Annotated in this window: 21 protein-coding genes; 10 read left to right on the forward strand and 11 right to left on the reverse strand. The window is 61.7% G+C overall.

Going from position 1 to position 20701, the window contains the following annotated elements; genetic code table 11:
- Window positions 1-53 precede the first annotated feature (53 nt).
- Window positions 54-992, forward strand: coding sequence for a DNA replication terminus site-binding protein (tus, locus tag ACJ8J1_RS08035; RefSeq protein ID WP_033642973.1), 939 nt, complete (start codon window positions 54-56; stop codon window positions 990-992).
- Here the strand turns inward: tus and ACJ8J1_RS08040 are convergent.
- The 5 genes from ACJ8J1_RS08040 to ACJ8J1_RS08060 all read right to left on the reverse strand — a co-directional run bounded on the left by ACJ8J1_RS08040 (window position 982) and on the right by ACJ8J1_RS08060 (window position 4450).
- The gene (locus ACJ8J1_RS08040) at window positions 982-1350 is read right to left on the reverse strand and encodes a VOC family protein (RefSeq protein WP_028128189.1); all 369 of its coding nucleotides are present in this window, start codon (window positions 1348-1350) and stop codon (window positions 982-984) included. The genes tus and ACJ8J1_RS08040 overlap by 11 nt on opposite strands.
- 90 nt (window positions 1351-1440) lie before the next feature.
- Window positions 1441-2130, reverse strand: coding sequence for a helix-turn-helix transcriptional regulator (locus ACJ8J1_RS08045; protein ID WP_033642971.1), 690 nt, complete (start codon window positions 2128-2130; stop codon window positions 1441-1443).
- 61 nt (window positions 2131-2191) lie between these two features.
- Window positions 2192-3589, reverse strand: a complete 1398-nt coding sequence (gene fumC, locus ACJ8J1_RS08050) for a class II fumarate hydratase (RefSeq protein WP_033642970.1) — start codon at window positions 3587-3589, stop codon at window positions 2192-2194.
- A gap of 228 nt (window positions 3590-3817) precedes the next feature.
- Window positions 3818-4150, reverse strand: coding sequence for a hypothetical protein (locus tag ACJ8J1_RS08055; RefSeq protein WP_033642969.1), 333 nt, complete (start codon window positions 4148-4150; stop codon window positions 3818-3820).
- A 33-nt stretch (window positions 4151-4183) separates the two neighbouring features.
- Window positions 4184-4450, reverse strand: a complete 267-nt coding sequence (locus tag ACJ8J1_RS08060) for a hypothetical protein (protein WP_146035854.1) — start codon at window positions 4448-4450, stop codon at window positions 4184-4186.
- Window positions 4451-4626: 176 nt separating this feature from the next.
- Here ACJ8J1_RS08060 and manA point away from each other — a divergent pair, with 176 nt between their 5' ends.
- Both manA and ACJ8J1_RS08070 read left to right on the forward strand, forming a co-directional pair.
- Window positions 4627-5805 (forward strand): mannose-6-phosphate isomerase, encoded by a 1179-nt coding sequence (gene manA / locus ACJ8J1_RS08065; protein WP_033642968.1) that lies wholly within the window; start codon window positions 4627-4629, stop codon window positions 5803-5805.
- Between the two features lie 141 nt (window positions 5806-5946).
- On the forward strand, window positions 5947-7479 hold the full coding sequence (locus ACJ8J1_RS08070) for a YdgA family protein (RefSeq protein WP_033642967.1): 1533 nt from the start codon (window positions 5947-5949) through the stop codon (window positions 7477-7479).
- Window positions 7480-7524: 45 nt separating this feature from the next.
- Here ACJ8J1_RS08070 and ACJ8J1_RS08075 read toward each other — a convergent pair whose 3' ends face one another.
- Entirely contained in the window at window positions 7525-8679 is a 1155-nt protein-coding gene (locus ACJ8J1_RS08075) for a serine hydrolase domain-containing protein (RefSeq protein ID WP_033642966.1), read from the reverse strand.
- Between the two features lie 103 nt (window positions 8680-8782).
- On the opposite strand from ACJ8J1_RS08075, the gene ACJ8J1_RS08080 reads away from it, so the two are divergent.
- Entirely contained in the window at window positions 8783-9688 is a 906-nt protein-coding gene (locus tag ACJ8J1_RS08080; RefSeq protein WP_033642965.1) for a LysR family transcriptional regulator, read from the forward strand.
- 29 nt (window positions 9689-9717) lie between these two features.
- Here ACJ8J1_RS08080 and ACJ8J1_RS08085 read toward each other — a convergent pair whose 3' ends face one another.
- Window positions 9718-10854 (reverse strand): class C beta-lactamase SRT-3, encoded by a 1137-nt coding sequence (locus ACJ8J1_RS08085; protein ID WP_033642964.1) that lies wholly within the window; start codon window positions 10852-10854, stop codon window positions 9718-9720.
- Window positions 10855-11060: 206 nt separating this feature from the next.
- Here ACJ8J1_RS08085 and ACJ8J1_RS08090 point away from each other — a divergent pair, with 206 nt between their 5' ends.
- The gene (locus ACJ8J1_RS08090; protein ID WP_033642963.1) at window positions 11061-11942 is read left to right on the forward strand and encodes a LysR family transcriptional regulator; all 882 of its coding nucleotides are present in this window, start codon (window positions 11061-11063) and stop codon (window positions 11940-11942) included.
- Here ACJ8J1_RS08090 and ACJ8J1_RS08095 read toward each other — a convergent pair.
- Window positions 11939-12970, reverse strand: a complete 1032-nt coding sequence (locus tag ACJ8J1_RS08095; protein ID WP_033642962.1) for a Mal regulon transcriptional regulator MalI — start codon at window positions 12968-12970, stop codon at window positions 11939-11941. The genes ACJ8J1_RS08090 and ACJ8J1_RS08095 overlap by 4 nt on opposite strands.
- Before the next feature lie 223 nt (window positions 12971-13193).
- Here ACJ8J1_RS08095 and malX point away from each other — a divergent pair, with 223 nt between their 5' ends.
- Both malX and ACJ8J1_RS08105 read left to right on the forward strand, forming a co-directional pair.
- On the forward strand, window positions 13194-14813 hold the full coding sequence (gene malX, locus ACJ8J1_RS08100) for a maltose/glucose-specific PTS transporter subunit IIBC (protein ID WP_103101424.1): 1620 nt from the start codon (window positions 13194-13196) through the stop codon (window positions 14811-14813).
- Window positions 14806-15987 carry a MalY/PatB family protein gene (locus ACJ8J1_RS08105; protein ID WP_033642960.1) on the forward strand — a complete coding sequence of 394 codons (1182 nt, stop codon included), beginning with the start codon at window positions 14806-14808 and terminating at the stop codon, window positions 15985-15987. Before malX ends, ACJ8J1_RS08105 begins: the two co-directional genes overlap by 8 nt.
- Before the next feature lie 32 nt (window positions 15988-16019).
- Here the strand turns inward: ACJ8J1_RS08105 and ACJ8J1_RS08110 are convergent, their stop codons facing one another.
- Entirely contained in the window at window positions 16020-16388 is a 369-nt protein-coding gene (locus ACJ8J1_RS08110; protein ID WP_033642959.1) for a hypothetical protein, read from the reverse strand.
- Entirely contained in the window at window positions 16385-16981 is a 597-nt protein-coding gene (locus ACJ8J1_RS08115; RefSeq protein WP_033642958.1) for an NUDIX domain-containing protein, read from the reverse strand. Before ACJ8J1_RS08115 ends, ACJ8J1_RS08110 begins: the two co-directional genes overlap by 4 nt.
- A gap of 96 nt (window positions 16982-17077) precedes the next feature.
- Here ACJ8J1_RS08115 and ACJ8J1_RS08120 point away from each other — a divergent pair, with 96 nt between their 5' ends.
- The 3 genes from ACJ8J1_RS08120 (at window position 17078) to ACJ8J1_RS08130 (ending at window position 19630) form a co-directional block, all read left to right on the forward strand.
- Entirely contained in the window at window positions 17078-17833 is a 756-nt protein-coding gene (locus tag ACJ8J1_RS08120; RefSeq protein WP_033642957.1) for a DeoR/GlpR family DNA-binding transcription regulator, read from the forward strand.
- Between the two features lie 135 nt (window positions 17834-17968).
- Complete coding sequence (add, locus tag ACJ8J1_RS08125; protein ID WP_019455941.1) at window positions 17969-18967, forward strand: adenosine deaminase; 999 nt, start codon at window positions 17969-17971, stop codon at window positions 18965-18967.
- A gap of 117 nt (window positions 18968-19084) precedes the next feature.
- Entirely contained in the window at window positions 19085-19630 is a 546-nt protein-coding gene (locus tag ACJ8J1_RS08130) for an AAA family ATPase (protein WP_033642956.1), read from the forward strand.
- An 11-nt stretch (window positions 19631-19641) separates the two neighbouring features.
- Here ACJ8J1_RS08130 and ACJ8J1_RS08135 read toward each other — a convergent pair whose 3' ends face one another.
- Window positions 19642-20646: a bile acid:sodium symporter family protein gene (locus tag ACJ8J1_RS08135; protein WP_033642955.1), complete on the reverse strand. Its 1005-nt coding sequence runs from the start codon at window positions 20644-20646 to the stop codon at window positions 19642-19644.
- Window positions 20647-20701: the final 55 nt, after the last annotated feature.

Raw genomic sequence — 20701 nt, forward strand, 5'->3', positions numbered from 1 at the left:
CCCCCAGCCTGCTACTCTCCTATAGTATGTTGTAACTAAAATAGGGGCATATGATGAGCAAATACGATGTGATTGGCCGGATGAACGCCTGCTTTGCCGAACTGGAGCAAGCCCTCGGCGCATTGCAGCAGCAGATAACCCCGCTGCGGCTGCTGGCGGCGCGGGTGTTCAGCCTGCCGGAGGTAGAAAAAGGCCAGGAACATCAGGCCATTTCGCATATCGCGGTCGAGCAGCATGTGGGGCAAGCGGCGCGCGATCTGGCGCTGGAACACTATCAGCGGCTCTTCATCCACCATAACCGTGAGAATGTCAGCAGCAAGGCCGCCGTGCGCCTGCCCGGCGTCATCTGTCTGGCGGTGGAGCAACCGGAGTATCAGGCGCTGCAGGCGCAGCTGGCGCTGATCAACCGCCTGAAAGGCGAACTGGAGCAGATTATCACCGTCGATTCCGGCCTGGCGCCGGAGCAGCGTTTCGAATTCGTGCACACCCATTTGCACGGGCTGATTACCCTCAGCGCCTACCGCACCCTCACCGCCCTGACCAATCCCGACTCGGTGCGCTTCGGCTGGGCCAACAAGCACATCATCAAAAACGTCAAACGGGACGACATCCTGGCGCAGCTGGAGAAAAGTCTGAAAGCCGGCCGCGCGGTGCCGCCGCACAGCCGTGAACAGTGGGCCGCCCTGGTCAGCCGCGAAATAGACGATGTCAGCCGTCTGCCGCAGCATGCGACGTTGAAAATCAAGCGGCCGGTCAAAGTGCAGCCGATCGCCCGCGTGTGGTATCAGCAGCAGCAAAAGCAGGTGCAACACCCCTGCCCGCTGCCGCTGATCGCCCTGTGTCAGGTTGAAAGCGGCGCTGCGGTGCCGAAGATCGGCGAACTGCTCAACTACGACGCCGACGCAGTAAAGCATCGCTACAAACCCGACGCCAGGCCGCTGCGGCTGCTGGTGCCGCGCCTGCACCTGTATACCGACGGCACTACTCGCTGAGGGCATATACCCGCAGGCGATGACCGTCCGGATCCCGCGCCACAAAGGTGTAGCCGAACTCCATTTCGGTTGGCGTTTGCTCGATAGGCAGCCCGAGCTCGCGCCACTGGTTATAGCGCGCCTCCACTTCTTGCGGATCCTGGCATAAAAAGCCCAGTTCACCGCCGCCGCCGGTCAGCGTGGCGGCGGGTTTTACCCCCTGTTTGGCCCACATCCCGAGCTTGAAGCCGTTGTTGAGCACGAACAGGGCAAAGCCGGGAGAAAGCTCTACCGGCGCCTGCCCCAGCAGGCGTTGATAAAAGGCGGCGCTGTTGAGCGGGTTATCGACGTAAAGCAGGGTCATGCTGGGAAGGGTCATCGGTCTGTCCTCTGGGTGATGGGAACCGGTTGGTTCCCGATAGGCACAGACTAAAGGAGGCGACTGACAGTTTATGGCAGCAGCGTGTCGTTATTGTTCCGCAATGCCTTCGCTCAACCGCCACTCTTTCAACAGTCGCCGCCGGCCATGCGGATAACGCTGTTCAAGCGGCGTGGCGGCCTGAATGCGATCGAGGCGAAAATGACGAAAGGCCTGACGCAACTCACACCAGGCAACCAGCATCTGGAACTGGTCGAAAAAGCCCAGCGCAAAGGGCCACAGCAGGCGTTCGCTGCGCTGCCCCGCCAGGTCGAGATAGTCGATATGCAGCTTGCGCTCGCGGCGGATGCTGTCACGGATTAACACCCGCATCTCATCCGCCACCGGCGGCGACTGAGCCGGTGCGATAAGCAGCGTGTTGGCCTCCAGCTCCTCCCGCAGCGCCGTCGGCAGCACCGCGGCGATCTTGGCGAGCGCCTGGCCCGCGGCGCTCGCCAACTGGCTGTCGCCGCGGCGGCTGACCCAGCGCATGCCCAGCACCAGCGCTTCTATTTCCGCTTGCGAGAACATCAGCGGCGGCAGCATAAAACCGGGGCGCAGCACATAGCCGAGCCCCGCCTCGCCGACGATCTCCGCTCCCTGCTGCTGCAGCGTGGCGATATCGCGGTAAAGCGTGCGCATGCTGATGCCCAGCGTCTGCGCCAACGCATGGCCCGCCACCGGATAGCGGTGGCTGCGCAGCAGCTGCATCAGATCGAGTAAACGTTGTGCGCGCGACATCTTAATTTCTCCATAAAAAAGGGGCTTACCTCAGTAAGCCCCCGGTTGCCTCACAGATCAATTATTTCTGCATGCTGCCGACCATCGCCTCTGGGCGCACCCATTCATCGAACTGCGCTTCGGTCAGATAGCCGAGCTTCAGCGCTGCGGCTTTCAACGTCAGCCCTTCCTTGTGCGCTTTCTTGGCGATTTGCGCCGCTTTGTCATAACCGATATGGGTGTTGAGCGCCGTCACCAGCATCAGCGATTCATTCAGCAACTGGGTGATGCGATCGCGGTTCGGTTCGATGCCCACCGCGCAGTGCTCGTTGAAGCCCTGCATACCGTCGGCCAGCAGGCGGATCGACTGCAGGTAGTTGTGGATCACCATCGGGCGGAACACGTTCAGCTCGAAGTTGCCGGAAGCGCCGCCGATATTCACCGCCACGTCGTTGCCCAGCACCTGCGCGCACAGCATGGTCATCGCTTCGCACTGGGTCGGGTTGACCTTGCCCGGCATGATGGAGCTGCCCGGCTCGTTCTCCGGGATAGAAATCTCGCCGATGCCGCAGCGCGGGCCGGACGCTAGCCAGCGCACGTCGTTGGCGATCTTCATCAGCGAAGCCGCCAACCCTTTCAGCGCGCCGTGCCCCTGCACCAGCGCATCGCAGGTCGCCAACGCTTCGAACTTGTTCGGCGCGGTGACGAACGGCTGATGGGTCAACTCCGCCAGCGCTTTAGCGACGCGTACGGCGTACTCCGGATGGGTGTTCAGGCCGGTGCCGACCGCCGTGCCGCCCAGCGCCAGCTCGGCGATGTGCGGGATGCTGTCTTCGATGTGTTTCAGATTGTGCGCCAGCATCGCCGCCCAGCCGGAGATTTCCTGGCCCAGGGTCAGCGGCGTGGCGTCCTGCAGGTGGGTGCGGCCGATTTTGACGATGCCGCGGTAGGCTTCGGCCTTGTCGCTCAGCGTCTTGTGCAGCACTTTCAGCTCGGGGATCAGGTGCTCGCGCAGCGCAATCACCGCCGCCACGTGCATCGCGGTGGGAAACACGTCGTTGGAGCTCTGACTTTTATTGACGTCGTCGTTCGGATGCACCTTGCGCTCTTCACCTCGCACGCCGCCCAGCAGCTCGCTGGCTCGGTTGGCCAACACTTCGTTCATGTTCATGTTGGTCTGAGTGCCGGAGCCGGTTTGCCAGATGGACAGCGGGAACTGGTCGGCATGGCTGCCCGCCAGCACTTCGTCGGCAGCGTTGATGATGGCGGCGCCCCGCTCGGCCGGCAGCAGCCCCAGGTCCACGTTCACCTGCGCGGCGGCGCGCTTGGTCAACGCCAGCGCATGGATCAGCGCGGTCGGCATCTTTTCGGAGGAAATGCGGAAATGCGCCAATGAGCGCTGGGTCTGTGCGCCCCACAGCTTGTCGGCCGGTACTTCGATGGGGCCCATGGAGTCTTTTTCGATACGAACGCCTGCCATCATTGTCTCCTTAGCATAATTCCTAAAATTGTAGGGTTAGGCCGACGCGCTACCCCCCGTCGGCACGCATTCCCAGTATAGTGACATAATAACTATTCGCATTAAGAGAGTTATCTCACAGCACGATTCATCTCTTTTACCCATTCATGACGCGGTTATTTGCCGTCGGTTAACCCGCGCCGAAATAAAGGCGAAGAAAGAACCGGGATAATAAACGCGGAGATGAAATTAACGCGCGTGACGCGAATTAAAATTATTGATGCGCTGCGCCTGTAAGTGATTGAGTTCATCGATCCGCTGCTGTTGCAAATGATTGATCTCATCGTAGGCATCCTGCCGTTCATTATGGCGATACGCCCCGGTCGCCACCGCGCCGGCGGTGAGCGCCAGCGGATGTGCCACGGGTGCAGTTACGGCGGGAAGCGCGACCGGTGCGGGCGCAACGACGATCGGCGCCGGCGTTACCACCACGGCGCGCGGGGCCGCGTAGGGATAGGTGACGATCACCGCCCCCTGGGCCGCCCCGGTGCAAAGCCCCAACAACAGCAACCATTTTTTCATGCAACAGACCTCTCATTTCGTTAAATCGACTCGTTAACGGCTACGGTAAAGCGGTCTGTCGTTCAGGTTTAAGCTCGGCGTGTGATCGCCCGACTTGGCGCAAAAATAATAATAAGGGAATGGCTCAGAAGGTAAAAAATAAATTCCGCCGACATACTTTGACATGCCGATAAATAAATAATGACGTAGAAAGCCTGCGCTGTCGGCAATAATTTCTTTCCCTACAATCAACGATCGATTGGCGGATTTATCGGGCCCTCTTGGGGCCGGTGAGCCATTTGAGACGCCGATCGTTATCACGCTATACTCTGGCCGCGTGGCCGGACGCAACCTTATCCGGCGTTGTTTTGATCGCGCCCATGAGGGTTCCTGCCGACGCGGGCGTATGATGGTTGTCGGCACAGATGAAGCGAATCGTATAAAATCAGTAAGTTATTGCCATTAGTACGGCAATGACGCAAAGGACGTTTATCGACATGCAAAAAATGACCAACGCGGTACAGAATTACGCCTGGGGCAGCCACGATGCGCTGACCCGTCTTTACGGCATCGCCAACCCGGATAATCAGCCGATGGCCGAACTGTGGATGGGCGCGCATCCCAAGAGCCCTTCCCGCGTGCCCGGCGCCGATGGCGCACTGCGTTCGCTGCGCTGTCTTATCGATGAAGACCAGCCAAAGCAGTTGGGCGCTGACGTCGCCAGCCGCTTTGGCGAGTTGCCGTTCCTGTTTAAAGTGCTCTGCGCCGATCAACCGCTGTCTATCCAGGTCCACCCGAGCAAAGCGGCGGCCGAGATCGGCTTCGCGAAAGAGAACGCCGCCGGCATCCCGCTGAGCGCCGCCGAACGCAACTATAAAGATCCCAATCACAAGCCCGAGCTGGTCTTCGCCCTGACGCCGTTCCTGGCGATGAACGGCTTTCGCGAACTGACCGATATCGTCTCCCTGCTGCAACCGATCGCCGGCGCGCACCACGATATCGCCACCTTCCTGCAGCAGCCGGACACCGCCCATCTGTCTACCCTGTTCGCCAGCCTGCTGACGATGAGCGGCGAGCAAAAGTCGCTGGCGCTCGGCGTGCTGAAAGCCGCGCTCAACAACCAGCAGGGTGAACCCTGGGATACCGTGCGCTTCATCGCCGGTTTCTATCCGGACGACAGCGGCCTGTTCTCACCGCTGCTGCTGAACGTGGTGCAGCTCGCGCCGGGCGAGGCGATGTTCCTGTATGCCGAAACGCCGCACGCCTATCTGAAAGGCGTGGCGCTGGAGGTGATGGCCAACTCGGACAACGTGCTGCGCGCCGGCCTGACGCCGAAATTTATCGACGTGCCCGAGCTGCTGGCCAACCTGCAGTTCCGCCCGCAGCCGGCGTCCGGCCTGCTGACCCAACCGGAGCGGCGCGGCAACGAACTGTTCTTCCCGATCCCGGTGGAAGATTTCGCCTTCTCGCTGCACGATTTGACCGCCGCGCCGCAGGCGCTCGCGCAACGGAGCGCGGCTATCGTGTTCTGCGTCAGCGGCGAAGCGACGCTGGAAAAATCCGGGCAGCGCCTGACGCTCAAACCGGGTGAATCCTGCTTTATCGGCGCCTTCGAATCGCCGGTCAACGTCAGCGGCAGCGGCCGCATCGCCCGGGTTTATAACCAACTGGCCTAACCGTTGATAAATTTCAGCAAATTGCTTGCTGAAAGCGAGAGCTGCCCCCACAATTAAACGCCTGCGGGCGTTTTTTGTCGGCCCACATTTGCCCCCTCCCTCGCAACGGAGGGTTATAAGAAAAAAGGATGAAACAGAGCTATGAAAAAATCGTTAGTCGCTGTCAGCGTCATTGTCGTTCTTGGCGCAGCATGGACCGGGGCATCCTGGTACACCGGGAAACAGATCGAGCAGCACATGGGCGAAGTCGTCGACAACGCCAACGGCCAACTGAAAGCCTATCTGCCGAAAGCCGGCGTCAAGCTGAGCTATGAAAATTACCAGCGCGGCCTGTTCAGCAGCAAAGTGCGTTATGTGCTGCGCTCCGACGGCACGGATACCAGCGAAAACGCGGCGCTGAAAGCCGGTGAAGAAGTGGCGTTCCTGGAAACCATCGATCACGGTCCGTTCCCGTTCGCGCAGCTGAAAAAATTCAACCTGCTGCCGAGCATGGCGTCGGTGCATACCGAGCTGGAAAACACCCCGGCGGTGAAAGGCCTGTTTGAAACCACCAAAGGCAAATCGCTGTTTACCGCCGATTCACGCATCTCGTACAGCGGCGATACCGCGTCCACCATCGACTTTATCCCACTGGACTACCAGAAGGATAAATCTTCGCTGAAATTCAGCGGCGCCACCATTGACGCCGACGTGTCCCGCGATCTGAAAAAAATCGCGCTGGACGCCAACAGCGACAACATCGTGTTCGCCAGCCCGAACGAATTCGGCCAAAACGAGCAGATCACCTTCCAGGGCTTCAACCTGAAAGGCAACAGCAACGAAAGCAAGTTCGGCGTGAAGCTCGGCGATCAGACGATGACCCTGAAGCAGTTCAAACTGACGATCGACGGTAAAGACACCGTGGCGTTGGACGGTTTCAATCTGGTGAGCAAGTTCGGCGAGCAAGGCAGCAGCAATATCGGCGGCCAGATCGATTACACCATGGACGCGCTCAAGGTGCAGGGCAACGACTTCGGCGCCGGTAAACTGACGCTGAAAATCGACAACGTCGACGGCAAGGCGCTGAAAGACTTCTCCGACAGCTACAACCGCCAAACCATGGCGCTGCTGCAGCAGGGCGAGAACCTGGATCCGGACGTCTACGAACAGCAGACCTCCGAGATGCTGCAAAAGAACCTGCCGATGCTGCTGAAAGGCAACCCAAGCCTCAGCATCGCCCCGCTGAGCTGGAAAAACAGCAAGGGTGAGAGCATCTTCACGCTGGATCTGGCGATGACCGATCCGAGCAAGGCCGCCTCCCCGGCACAGTCGCCGGATCAAGTGATCGCTCAGGCGGTTAAAAAGCTGGATCTCAGCCTGACCATTCCGGAAGCGATGGCTACCGAAGTGACCGCGAAGACCGCCTTGTTGCAGGGTTACAATGAGGAAGACGCGCAGAAACTGGCGCAGCAGCAAGTGCAGGGCCTGGCGGCCATGGGTCAGATGTTCAAGCTGACCACCCAGAAAGACGGCGTGATCGCGAGCAAGTTCCACTACGCTGACAATCAGGTTGACCTGAACGGCAACAAAATGTCGCTGCAGGAGTTCATCAGCCAGTTCGCCATGCTGGGCGCCCCGGCGGAAGACGCTGAACCGGCGCAGGAAGCGGAACCCGCTCCGGCACCGGCGCAGTAATCGCCTGAAAGCCTGAACAAGGGCCCCCTGTGGGGCCCTTTTTATTTACGCCGCATAAACCGCATCGCGGATCTGCTGCGGGTAGCGGCCGCACATGCCCTCAAATGCGGTATTGGTCAAGACGACTACGCTCAGCTGCGCCTCTGGATCAAAGAACCAGCTGTGGCCGTAAACGCCGCCCCAGGTCAGGGTACCGGCATGCTGCGGCGTCTGCGCAGCGTCTGGATCCACCAGCAGCGCGCCGCCAAAGCCGAAGCCCCAGCCCGGCCCTTGCGTTTGCGCCTCGGCGCCGACGTGCGGGTGACGCAGCAACGCCACCGTATCCGGTTGCAAAATGCCCTGCCCGCCGCTGCGCAGCGCCTCCACCAGCCGCAGCACGTCGTCGGCATCACCGACCATGCCCGCGCCGCCGGAGGGATAGGCTCCGACGTTAAGCGCGCGCGCCGGCGAGAACGTCACTTCTCCCCCCGCCATGCCTTCCGGCAAGGCGATCCGCACGCCTTCCGGCATGCGCCGCGGCCCCTGCGGCGTATTGTAATAAGGCGTCGCCAGGTTAGCGGCATGGGTCGCATGGAACGCGGTATTGCCGAGCCCCAGCGGCCGCGCCACCCATTCGACAAACAGCTGCGGCAGCGGCATGCCCGTCACTCGCTCCAGCACCGCGCCGAGCACGTCGATCGCCAGCGAATAGTTGAAGCGCGCGCCCGGTTCCGACAGCAACGGCGCCTGCGCCAACAGCCGCAGGTTTTGCTCCAGCGTCAGCGTCGACAGCTCCACGCCGTCCTGGATCCCCAACTGATGGTAAACGCCTGCTGGCGGTTGGTTCAGCCGATAGTCGAGCCCGGCGGTATGACTCAGCAAATGACGAATCTTGATCGTCGGGCGCCGGCCGTCGGCCAGCGCCGGGGTAAACCACGGCAGCCAATCGCTGACCGCATCGTCGAGGCTCAGCTTGCCTCGTTCAATCAAACGCAGCGCCGCCAGCGTGGTATAGGGTTTGGAAACCGACGACAGCCGAAACTGCGTTTCTCGCCGCATCGGTTGCCGCGCTTCGCGATCGGCATAACCGGCCGCACCGGCGTAGCAAATTTCACCCCGCCGCGCCACCAGCACCACGCTGCCCACGATGCGCCCTTCGGCCATCGCCTGTTGATCGATCGCCGCGATCCGTTCTGTTAACGCCCGTTGTTCTGCCGACATGATTTTTATCTCGCTGAGGGAAAGTAAAAATCAGTCTAAAACGTTCGTCATAAATTAAAATAAGGCATAATTTAATGAATCATTAAGCACAGGTTATTGATAGATGAGTTCACTCCTGCAGCTGCTGCCCTATTTCGAAGCCGTCGCGCGGCTGGGCAACTTCACCCGCGCGGCCAACCAACTGGGCGTCACGCCGCCGGCGGTGTCGCAAAACATTCAGGCGCTGGAGAATCAGCTGGGGGTGCGCTTATTCCACCGCACCAGCCGCTCGGTGCGCCTCAGCGACGAGGGCCGACTGTTTTACCAGAAGGTCTCGCCGGCGATGAACCAGATAGACGTGGCGGCGGACGACGTGCGCGCCCTGGGCGCGCAGCCGGCGGGCCTGCTGCGCATCACGTTGCCGCAGTTGGCCGCTTCGCTGCTGGTGATGCCGCACCTGGCGGAGTTTCAGCGGCGCTATCCCGAAGTGCAGCTGGAGCTGTTTACCGAAGACCGCTTTTCCGATCTGGTGCTGGGCAGTTTCGATGCCGGCATTCGCATGCACGCCATGCTGCAAAAGGACATGATCGCCGTGCCGATCGACAACGGCCAGCGCCGGGTGCTGGTTGCCTCACCCGATTATCTGACGCGTTGCGGCGCGCCGGCCACGCCGGACGATCTGCTCGCGCAGCATTGCCTGCGCTACCGTTTTCCCGGCAGCGGCAAATTGGAGCCCTGGTATTTCAGTCGGCACGGCGATGAGCGGGCGCTGGACGTCAGCGGCAGTTTGATCTTTAACGAAGATCGGCTGATCAAGGATGCGGCGTTGGCGGGCCTGGGGATCGCGCAACGTTTTCAGGGCACGGTGGTGCAGGAACTGGCGCAGGGCGATCTGGTGGAAGTGCTGCCGGAGTATGCCAGCGAGGCATCGGGATTTTTCATCTACTTTCCCGCCGGCAGGCATCTGCCGCTCAAGCTGCGCGCTTTTATCGATTTCATGCGCGAACGGCGAGAGCGACAGCACCGGTAACAGGGGCGCCCCGACGGCGCCCCCCACGATCAGCGCTTATCCAGCGCTTGCACGATGCGGTAAGCCGCCTCGACCCGATCGTCGTTCGGGAACCATTTGTTGGCCAGCATCACCACGGCGATATTTTTCGCCGGGATAAACACCGCGTAGGTGGAGAAACCGCCGGTCGAACCGGTTTTGTTATACCAACCGGCGCGCAACTCCGGCTGCGGCGGCGTGATGGCGGTGGCCGGCGTGCCGTTCATGATCATCCCGGCGTTGTTGCCCTCGATCAGCCGCGACAGTTTCACCGGGTACGGGTAGTTCTCCCACATCAGATCCTGCGTGAACACGCCCGCTTTGTAATAGCCGACGTGCGTGGCGGCCAGCGCCTCGCGCCACGGCTGCGCGACCTTCGCCTGCTGCAGGTTGGCGTCCAGGTAACGAATCAGATCGCGGGCGTTGGATTTGATGCCGTAAGATTCGGCGTCCAGCGGGCCGGGATTGACGCGCACCGGCTTATCGTCCTTGTTGTAACCCTGGGCATAGTTGGCCATCTGCGCCGCCGGCACCTGAATGTAGGTGTGGCTCATGCCCAGCGCCGGCAGCATGCCCTGCTCCATGGCCTGGATAAACGGCCGATCGAGGCTCTTGGCGGCGATCATGCCCAGCATGCCGATACCGAGGTTGGAATAGACGCGGTAGCTGCCCGCCGGGTGCTTCGGCTGCCAGGCCCGGTAGTAAGCCATCAGTTGGGCGTTGTCGGTCACGTCGTCCGGCACGAACAGCGGCAGGCCGGATGTGTGGGTCGCCAGATTCAGCAGGCTGACGCCGTCGAAGGCGCTGCCGCGCAGCTCAGGCAGATAATGGCTGGCCGGATCGCTGAACGACAGCTTGCCCTGCTGCTGCGCATAGACCGCCAGCGTCGCGGTGAAGGTTTTGCTCAGCGATCCCACTTCGAACAGCGTCTGCTCGGTGATCGGTTTGCCGGTCTGTTTCGAGGCGACGCCATACGGGTAAATCTGCTGTTTGCCATCGACCGATACGGCGATCGCCATGCCCGGCACGCCGTATTTTTTCATCAGCGGCTGAATAACGGCGTCGATATCCTGCTGCTGCGCGGCGTGTGCGGTCGGCAAGATCAGTGCGGCGATCAGCGCGGCCGCCAGGCGGTTCATTTTCGTCATGATAGAGGCTCTTCGGTTGCAGGGCATCGGCCGCGGCCAAAAGTTTTTATTGGCGTTGCGCACGGCGCACTCCCTGATGGATGATGTCATTCCTTTACGGGCTCCGCCAATCTTGCGGCAGCCGCGCCAAATATCGGTTTTTGCCGCCGGGTTGACAAGCGATAATAATTTCAGCCAGCATAAAGAAAAACTTATGGCTATCAACAATGCGCAATCGACTTCCCCTCAACGCCCTGCGGGCGTTCGAATCCTCCGCCCGCCACCTGAACTTCACCCGCGCCGGTCTGGAGCTGCGCGTCACTCAGGCCGCCGTCAGCCAGCAGGTGCGCATGCTGGAAGAACAGCTGGGCATTCAGCTGTTCCGCCGCCTGCCGCGCGGGTTGGATCTGACCGAAGAGGGCCAGGCGCTGCTGCCGGTGTTGAGCGATGCTTTCGATCGCATCGAGGCGGTGTTGCAGCAGTTCGAAGGCGGGCATTTCCACGAAGTGCTGACGGTGGCGGTGGTCGGCACCTTCGCGGTCGGCTGGCTGATGCCGCGGCTGGCGGCGTTCCGCGCGGCGCATCCGTTCATCGATCTGCGGGTGCTGACCCACAACAACCTGGTCAATCTGTCGGCCGACGGCATGGATTTCGCCATCCGTTTCGGCGAAGGTTTATGGCCCGCCACCCGCAATATCAAGCTGTTCGACGCGCCGCTGACGGTGCTCTGCTCGCCGGCGGTCGCCGCGCGGCTGCATACGCCGAAGGATCTGCAGCACGAACTGCTGATGCGCACTTACCGCCAGGATGAATGGGAACGCTGGTTCACGGCTGCGCAGGTGACGCCGTGGCGAATCAACGGCCCGGTGTTCGACTCATCGAGGCTGATGGTGGAAGGCGCGCTCCAGTGCGACGGCGTGGCGCTGGCGCCGGTCAGCATGTTCCGCCGCGAACTGGCCGCCGGCGCGCTGCAGCGGCCGTTCGCCGCCGAGGCCGCGCTCGGCGCCTACTGGCTGACCCATTTGAAATCGCGGGATCTGACGCCGGCGATGAAGGCTTTTATTGGCTGGATTTGCCGCGAAGCGGAAGAGGAACAGCGGCGGGATTAGGCGGAGCCGCGCCGGATCAGCGTCGGCGGCAAAATGACGTTCTGCGCCGGCAGATCGGCGTCATTGATGCGCTGCAGCAGGCGCGCGGCGGCGCTGCGCCCCACTTCCCGCGCCGAGCTGGAGACAAAGGTCAGCGGCGGTTCGGTCAGCTCGGCCTCCGGCACGTCGCCGAAACCGATCAGCGCCACCTGCCGGCCGTAGTAGGCGTCGACCCCGTCCGAACCGATGCTGCGGCCGCTGCGCGTCAGGCCAAAATAGGCGCCAAGCGCCACCGACGCCTTGTGGCAAACGACAGCGGTGATATTCGGGTAGTGGCGCAGCAGCTGTTCCGCCGCTTCCGCCGCCTCACGCTGCTGGCAATCGCACTCGACGATCCATTCGCTGCGAAACGGCAGGCCGTACTGCAACAGCGTGGCGCAAAATCCGCCCAACCTTTCGGCGCGCGTCAACGAGTCGCTCTGGCCGCCGAGATAAGCAATCTGGCTGTGGCCGCGTTTGATCAAAAATTCGGTGGCCAGCTTGGCGGCCTGCATATTGTCCGGCCGTACCACGTCCACGCCCTCGAGACCGCTGGAGCGCGCCACGCATACCAGCGGCACGCCCTGCTCGGCCGCCTTTTCCTTCAGCCCGGCCGCCGCGCGGATGCCGCCCGCCAGCACGATGCCGTCGACGCCCTGCGCCAGCAGCGCGTCAAACGCCCGCTGCAGCCCCTGACCATCGCGCCCGCTCTGGGTTAAAAACAGCAGTTTGTCGTGCGCCTCCAGCGCTTCACTCAGCCCGGCGGTCATTTCGGCATAGAAAGGTTCGCAAATGTCGCGCAGGATCAGGCCGATTACCCCGGATTCGCCGCCGCGCAGCGTCGCCGCCTGGCGATTGCGCACGTAGCCCAACTGCTCTATCGCCTGATTGACCTTCTCGACGGTGGTCGGCGAAATCCGCCCCTTGCCGCTCAATACCAGAGAAACCGTGGTGACCGAAACGCCCGCCTGTTGCGCCACATCGGTAATGGTGATCTTTTTGATGCTCATAGTCTCTGCGAACCCGTTCCTGGGCAACCCGCGCCGTAGTGATCAAGGGTATACCGAATCCGTCAATGCAGTAAAACGTTTTACTGCCCGCCGCATTGTCGCCAAAAACCGGGCGACAGATTTGTGATTGGCGGCGCATTTTTGCTAGGTAAAACGTTTTATCTTCTTTTTACCTAATCAGAAGTCCCCTTTTTGCTCGTCTTTTCGCCAGGAGAAGTCGGTTATGTCAGCAGCCAATAAACCCAAAATCACCCTCTGGGAGTTCTTCCAGAGCCTGGGCAAAACATTCATGTTGCCCGTCGCCTTGCTCTCTTTCTGCGGCATCATGCTGGGGATCGGCAGCTCGCTGAGCAGCCGCGACGTGATCACCCTGATGCCGTTTATCGGCCACCCGATCTTCCAGCTGATCTTCACCTGGATGAGCAAGGTAGGCTCCTTCGCCTTCAGCTTCCTGCCGGTGATGTTCGCCATCGCCATTCCGCTGGGCATGGCGCGCGACAACAAGGGCGTCGCCGCCTTCTCCGGCTTCGTCGGCTTCGCCGTGCTGAATCTGGCCACCAACTTCTACCTGACCGCTGCCGGCGTGCTGCCCACCAGCGATCCGCTGGTGCTGAAGGCCAACAACATCCAAAACATTCTCGGCATTCAGTCGATCGACACCGGCATCCTCGGCGCAGTGATCGTCGGCATCATCGTGTATCTGCTGCATGAACGTTTCCACACCATCCGGCTGCCGGATGCGCTGGCCTTCTTCGGCGGCACCCGTTTCGTGCCGATAGTCACCACCGTGACGCTGGGCCTGTGCGGCCTGCTCATCCCCCTGATCTGGCCATGGTTCGCCGCCGGCATCAACGGCCTGGGGCGCATGATCAATGGCGCCGGCATTTTCGGGCCGATGATCTTCGGCACCGGCGAACGCCTGCTGTTGCCGTTCGGTCTGCATCACATTCTGGTGGCGCTGATCCGCTTTACCGAGGCGGGCGGCACGATGGAGGTGTGCGGCCACAGCGTCAGCGGCGCCCTGACCATCTTCCAGGCGCAGCTCTCCTGCCCGACCACCACCGGTTTCGCCGAAAGCGCCACCCGCTTCCTGTCGCAGGGTAAAATGCCGGCGTTCCTCGGCGGCCTGCCGGGCGCGGCGCTGGCGATGTACCACTGCGCCAAACCGGAGAACCGCCATAAAATCAAGGGGCTGTTGATTTCCGGCGTGGTGGCCTGCGTCGTCGGCGGCACCACCGAGCCGATCGAGTTTCTGTTTCTGTTCGTCGCGCCGTTCCTTTATCTGATCCATGCGCTGCTCACCGGGTTGGGCTTTACCGTCATGGCGCTGCTGGGCGTGACCATCGGCAACACCGACGGCAACATTATCGACTTCGTGGTGTTCGGCATTCTGCACGGCACCGCCACCAAGTGGTATCTGGTGCCGGTGGTGGCCGCCATCTGGTTCGTCGGCTATTACGCCATTTTCCGCTTCGCCATCCGGCGCTTTAACATCAAAACGCCGGGCCGTGAGAGCGACGGCGCCGTCACCCCAAACGCGCCGAGCGGCGCGGCGGGCAAATCCGGCTACAATGTGCCGGCGATTTTGGCGGCGCTCGGCGGCCCGGACAACATCATTACGCTGGACAACTGCATCACCCGCCTGCGCCTGTCGGTCAACGACATGAGCCAGGTGGACGACGCGGCGCTGAAGGCCAACCGCGCCATCGGCGTAGTGCATCTCAACGATCATAATCTGCAGGTAGTGATCGGCCCGCAGGTGCAATCGGTGAAGGATGAATTAGACTCACTGATAGCCACGGCGCGCCCTGCCGCGGCGCTGCAGGGAGCCACCCATGTTTGATTTCTCTACCCCGATCGACCGCCACGGCACCTGGTGCACCCAGTGGGATTACATCGCCGATCGCTTCGGCAGCGCAGACCTGCTGCCGTTCACCATCTCCGATATGGATTTCGCCACCGCACCGTGCATTCTCGAGGCGCTGCAACAGCGCCTGCAGCACGGCGTGCTGGGCTACAGCCGTTGGCAGCATGAGGATTTTCTCGGCGCGCTGCGCCACTGGTATCAACAACGTTTCAACACCGCTATCGACACCACAACGGCGGTGTACGGCCCTTCCGTTATCTACATGGCGGCGCAGCTGATCCGCCAATGGTCCGTGCCGGGCGACTACGTGGTGACCCATACCCCGGCCTACGACGCCTTCTATAAGGTGATCCTCGCCAACCAGCGCCAGTTGCTGGCCTGCCCGCTGCACAAGGCCGCAGATGACTGGCGCTGCGACATGGCGCACCTCGAAGCGCTGCTGGCGCGGCCGCAGACCAAGATCCTGCTACTGTGCAGCCCGCATAATCCCACTGGCAAAGTGTGGCGCCGCGAAGAGCTGCAGCAGATGGCCGAACTGTGCGAACGCCACGACGTGAGGGTGATCAGCGATGAGATCCACATGGACATGGTCTGGGGTGAACACCGCCATACGCCCTGGAGCCAGGTGGCGACCGGCCCCTGGGCCTTGCTGACCTCCGGCTCCAAGAGTTTTAACATTCCGGCGTTAACCGGCGCCTACGGCTTTATCAGCGACGACGCCAGCCGCGAAGCCTATTTCCAGCAGCTCAAAGCCCGCGATGGCCTCTCCTCGCCGGCAGTGCTGGCGGTGGCGGCGCACGTAGCCGCCTATCGGCGCGGTGAACCCTGGCTGGACGCCCTGCGCGACTATCTGCAGGATAACCTGACCTACGTCGCCGAACGGCTGGCAGAGGCGTTTCCCGCGCTGGGCTGGCGCCCGCCGCAGGCCACCTATCTGGCCTGGATCGATCTGCGGCCGCTGGCCGTGGACGATCGGGCGCTGCAGCAGGTGCTTATCGAGCGTGAAAAGGTGGCGATCATGCCGGGCTTTACCTACGGCGAAGAAGGCCGCGGGTTCCTGCGCCTCAACGTCGGCTGCCCGCGCAGCAAGCTGGAAGCCGGCATGGACAAGCTGATCGCCGGGTTGAAGTTTGTGCTGGACGAGAAATAACGCGAGGGGGCGAGCCTCTGCCCGCCCCTCGGTTACGCCTGAACAGACGGAATTTCCTCCAGATGACGATAGACCGTCAATCCCCATTCGTTAGCCAACCGCACGTCGTTATCGGCCCCCACAGACGCCCCTTCGATGCGATACACCGCCTGACACTGCGCAATCAGTCGGTGAGCCACCGGGTAAAGAAACGCCTCGCTGACCGCATCGCCAACCTGAGTGGAACCGGCCGCGGCCGCCAAAGGCAGCGCCAGCCATTCGCCGATCACCGGCACGTGCCCCCGTTGGTAGACCGCCAGCGCCGCCTGTTCGAGGCGCGCCAGATTGGCGGCGATACGCTGCGGATCGCCATCGGTGCCGCTGCGATAAGGGCCGGCGATCAAGATTTGTTGGGCTTTCATCGTTGTTCCTCCAACGTCCGATTCAAGGCGACAAACTGCAGCAGCATGATAGTTTTGGCGTCAACGATCGTACCCTGACGAACCGCCTGCAGGGCCTGCGCCAGCGGCAGCTCGATCACCTCCAAATCTTCCCCCTCCGCCGCCAGCCCGCCGCCCTCGTTGAGGCGGTCGCCCGCCTGATATTCACCGACGAAAAAGTGCAGCTTTTCGGTGACCGAGCCAGGGCTCATGTACGCCTCAAACACTTTCTCCACGTTCTGCACGAAGTAGCCGGTTTCCTCTTCAACTTCGGCGCGGATGCGCGCCTCCGGCGACGCGTCGTCCAACAGCCCGGCGGCGGCCTCAATCAGCATGCCGTCATGACCGTTGACGAACACCGGAAAGCGGAACTGGCGCGTCAGGATCACCGTTTGCGCCTGCCGGTTGAACAGTAAAATGGTGGCGCCGTCGCCGCGATCGTAAGTCTCACGGCTTTGCCGCTGCCAGACGCCGTCGCGCCGCAGAAAATCAAAGGTGGTTTTTTTCAGCAGGTACCAGTCATCGGACAACACCCGGGTTTCGACAATGCGAACCCTGTCTTTGGTGGCTATCATCGGTTTACTCCGCCAGAGGAAGGAAATTGATACTATCGTGCAGTTTCGTGTATGATCAAGATATTTCGTGCATAGCAAATTTGAGAGGAAATGGCCATGTTGACCAGCCAGCGCAAGAAGATCATTTTGGAAAAACTGGCCCAGGAGGGTCAGGTCTTGGCCAAACAGCTCAGCGAGATGTTCGGGCTGTCGGAAGATACGGTCCGGCGCGATCTGCGCGAACTGGACGCCGAGGGGTTGCTGCAACGGGTGCATGGCGGCGCCCTGCCGGTTTCTTCCGCCATCGCCAGCTTCGCCGAACGCAATCACTTGGAATCCGGCGCCAAACGCGCGATCGCCAAAGCGGCGGCGGCGCTGATCGCCCCCGGCCAGGTGGTGATCATCGACGGCGGCACCACCTCCGCAGAGCTGGTCAGGCAACTGCCGGCCAACCTCAACGCCACCATCGTCACCCACAGCCCCAGCGTCGCCGTGGGCCTGGTCGATCACCCCACCGTCGAGGTGATCCTGATCGGCGGCCGACTGTATAAGCATTCGATCGTCAGCGTCGGCGCCGCTGCCGTAGAAGCGATGTCGCATATTCGCGCCGATATCTATTTTATGGGCGTGACCGGCGTGCACCCCACTGCGGGGTTGAGCACCGGCGATCTGGAAGAAGCCTACATCAAGCGCGCGCTGGCGGCCCGTGCGGCGGAAACCGTGGTGCTGGCTTCCGCCGCCAAGCTTAATGCCGCCTCGCAGTATGCGATCGGCGATATTACGCTGGCGCACACCATCATCGTTGAGCGGGCTACCGATGACGCGCTGATCGCGCCGTTGCAGCAGGCGGGCGTCAGCGTGTTGAAAGCCTGATTCACGACGAAAATGCGATACACCTCGCATTATTTGTGATGTAAGTCACTTTTTTATGCAACGCGATGGCAAGTTTCATCCATTTGTTTTTATACTGTTCTGCACTTTACCTACGATAATTAGCGAGTGCCCAGCATGATCGATCCCCGCCTACCGCTTACCGATATTCACCGCCATCTCGACGGCAACATCCGCGCGCAGACCATTCTCGACCTCGGCCGCCAGTTCAATCTCGCCCTGCCGGCCAACGATTTGGAGAGCCTGCGCCCGCACGTGCAGATCACCCATGCCGAACCGGATCTGGTCAGCTTCCTGCAGAAACTGGACTGGGGCGTGGCGGTGCTGGGCGATCTGGACGCCTGCCGCCGGGTGGCATACGAAAACGTCGAGGACGCCGCCAACGCCGGCCTGCACTATGCCGAGCTGCGTTTCTCCCCTTACTACATGGCGATGAAGCATCAACTGCCGGTCGCCGGCGTGGTGGAAGCGGTGATCGACGGGATCCGTTCGGGCTGCCGCGATCGTGATATCGACATTCGCCTGATCGGCATCATGAGCCGCACCTTCGGCGAGGCCGCCTGTCTGCAGGAACTGGAAGGATTGCTGGCGCACCGCGACGGCATTACCGCGCTGGATTTGGCGGGCGATGAGCTGGGCTTCCCCGGCAGCCTGTTCCTCAACCACTTCAACCGCGCCCGCGACGCCGGCCTGCGCATCACCGTGCACGCAGGCGAAGCCGCCGGCCCGGAAAGCATCTGGCAGGCGATCCGCGAGCTGGGCGCCGAACGTATCGGCCACGGGGTGAAAGCGGTCGAAGATCCGGCGCTGATGGACTTCCTGGCGGAACACGGCATCGGTATCGAATCCTGCCTGACCTCCAACATACAAACCAGCACCGTGCCGTCGCTGGCGCAGCATCCGCTGGCCACCTTCCTGCGCCACGGCGTGCTGGCGTCGATCAACACCGACGATCCGGCGGTTCAGGGCATCGAGATCGAGCATGAATACCGCGTCGCCGCGCCGCAGGCCGGGCTGACGCCGGAAGAAATCCGCACCGCGCAGGAAAACGGCCTGAAGCTGGCCTTCCTCAGCGAGCAGGAAAAACAGGCGCTGCGCGCCAAAGTTCAGGGCTAAATCCCCCCAGGCGCCAAACGGCGCCTTCTTCTCATCCCTCTCCCCGCCGTCTTCTTCCGACTGCTCGTCTTTATCGCTGTGTTACCCCATGACTCTGCCGCAAAAGAGGAATTTCGCATGTCTGACAAAACACGCCGCATCGTGCTGACCGGCGGCCCCGGCTCGGGCAAAAGCACGCTCATCGACGTTCTTCATCGCCGCGGCTTTCCGCACTCGCAGGAGGCCGGCCGGGCGATTATTCAGGATCAGGTGAGTATCGGCGGCCATGCGCTGCCGTGGGGCGATCGCCAGGCCTTCGCCGAGCGGATGCTCGATTGGGAACTGCGCTCATGGCGCGAAGCAACGGGGGAAACATGCTGGTTCTTCGATCGCGGGCTGCCGGATATCGCCGGGTATCTCACGCTGTGCGGACTGCCGATCCCCGCGCATTTGACGGCGGCGATCGGCGCTTTTCGCTATGCCGAAAGGGTGTTCATCGCCCCGCCGTGGCAAGCGATCTACGCGCAGGACAGCGAAAGAAAACAATCTTTCGCCGAAGCCGAGCTGACCTACCGGGCGATGGTGGCCGTCTATCGCCGTTATGGCTATCGGCTGCAAGAGCTGCCGCGCGCCTCACCGGACGAGCGCGCCGACTTTCTGCTCGACGCGCTGGGCCGCCGTTAGCGGCCTGCGGCCTATTTGGCCGCCAGCGCCTCCGCCTCGGCCCGCTGTTTAGCGGTTTTACGCGCATAGCGCTGCGCCAGCACCGCGCACACCATCAGCTGAACCTGGTGGAAAATCATCAGCGGCAGCACCATCGCGCCCACCGCCGCGGCTGGGAACAGCACATTGGCCATCGGGATGCCGTTCGCCAGGCTCTTTTTCGATCCGCAGAAGACGATGGTAATTTCATCGGCGGTGTTAAAGCCCAGCCAGCGCGCCGCGTAGGTGTTGATCACCAGCACCACCGTCAGCAGCACCAGCGACATCACCAAGATGGTCAGCAGCGACCAGCCGTCGATGCGATACCAAATCCCTTCCACCACCGCCGCGCTGAACGCGGTATACACCACCAGCAGGATCGACGAACGGTCGGTCAGATTGATCAATTTGCGATGGCGATCGATCCACTTGCCGATCAATGGCCGCGCCAGGTGGCCGATCACGAACGGCACCATCAATTGCAAAATGATTGAACCGATGGCGTGCAGCACGTCGGTATTACCGCCCTGAGTATGCATCAACGCCCCCACCAGCAGCGGCGACAGGAACACGCCGAGAATGCTCGACGCCGAGGCGCTGCAGATCGCCGCCGCCACGTTGCCGCCCGCCGCCGACGTAAAGGCGATGGCCGACTGCACCGTGGCCGGTAGCGCGCACAGATAGAGGAAGCCGAGATAGACCGTCGGCGTCATGATGCCCGGCACCAACAGGTTCATCGCCAGCCCGAGCAGCGGGAACAGCGCAAAGGTGCTGAGGAACACCAGCAGATGCAGCTTCCAGTGACTCATGCCGGCGATGATCGCCTCGCGCGACAGCTTGGCGCCGTGCATAAAGAACAGCAGCGCGATGGCGGCGGTGGTCAGGTGTTCAAAGAAGGTTTTCCAGATGCCTTCGCAGGGGAACAGCGAGGCGACGATCACCACCAAAATCAGAACCAGCAAAAATTTGTCAATGCGCAAACGCTGCAACCAGGACATGAAACGGATTTCCTTGCACGTAGAGTCGTAAAAAGGCCCGACGTTGCGCCGGGCC

This window comes from Serratia sp. CY37869, assembly GCF_052168895.1.
GTDB lineage: Bacteria > Pseudomonadota > Gammaproteobacteria > Enterobacterales > Enterobacteriaceae > Serratia > Serratia ureilytica.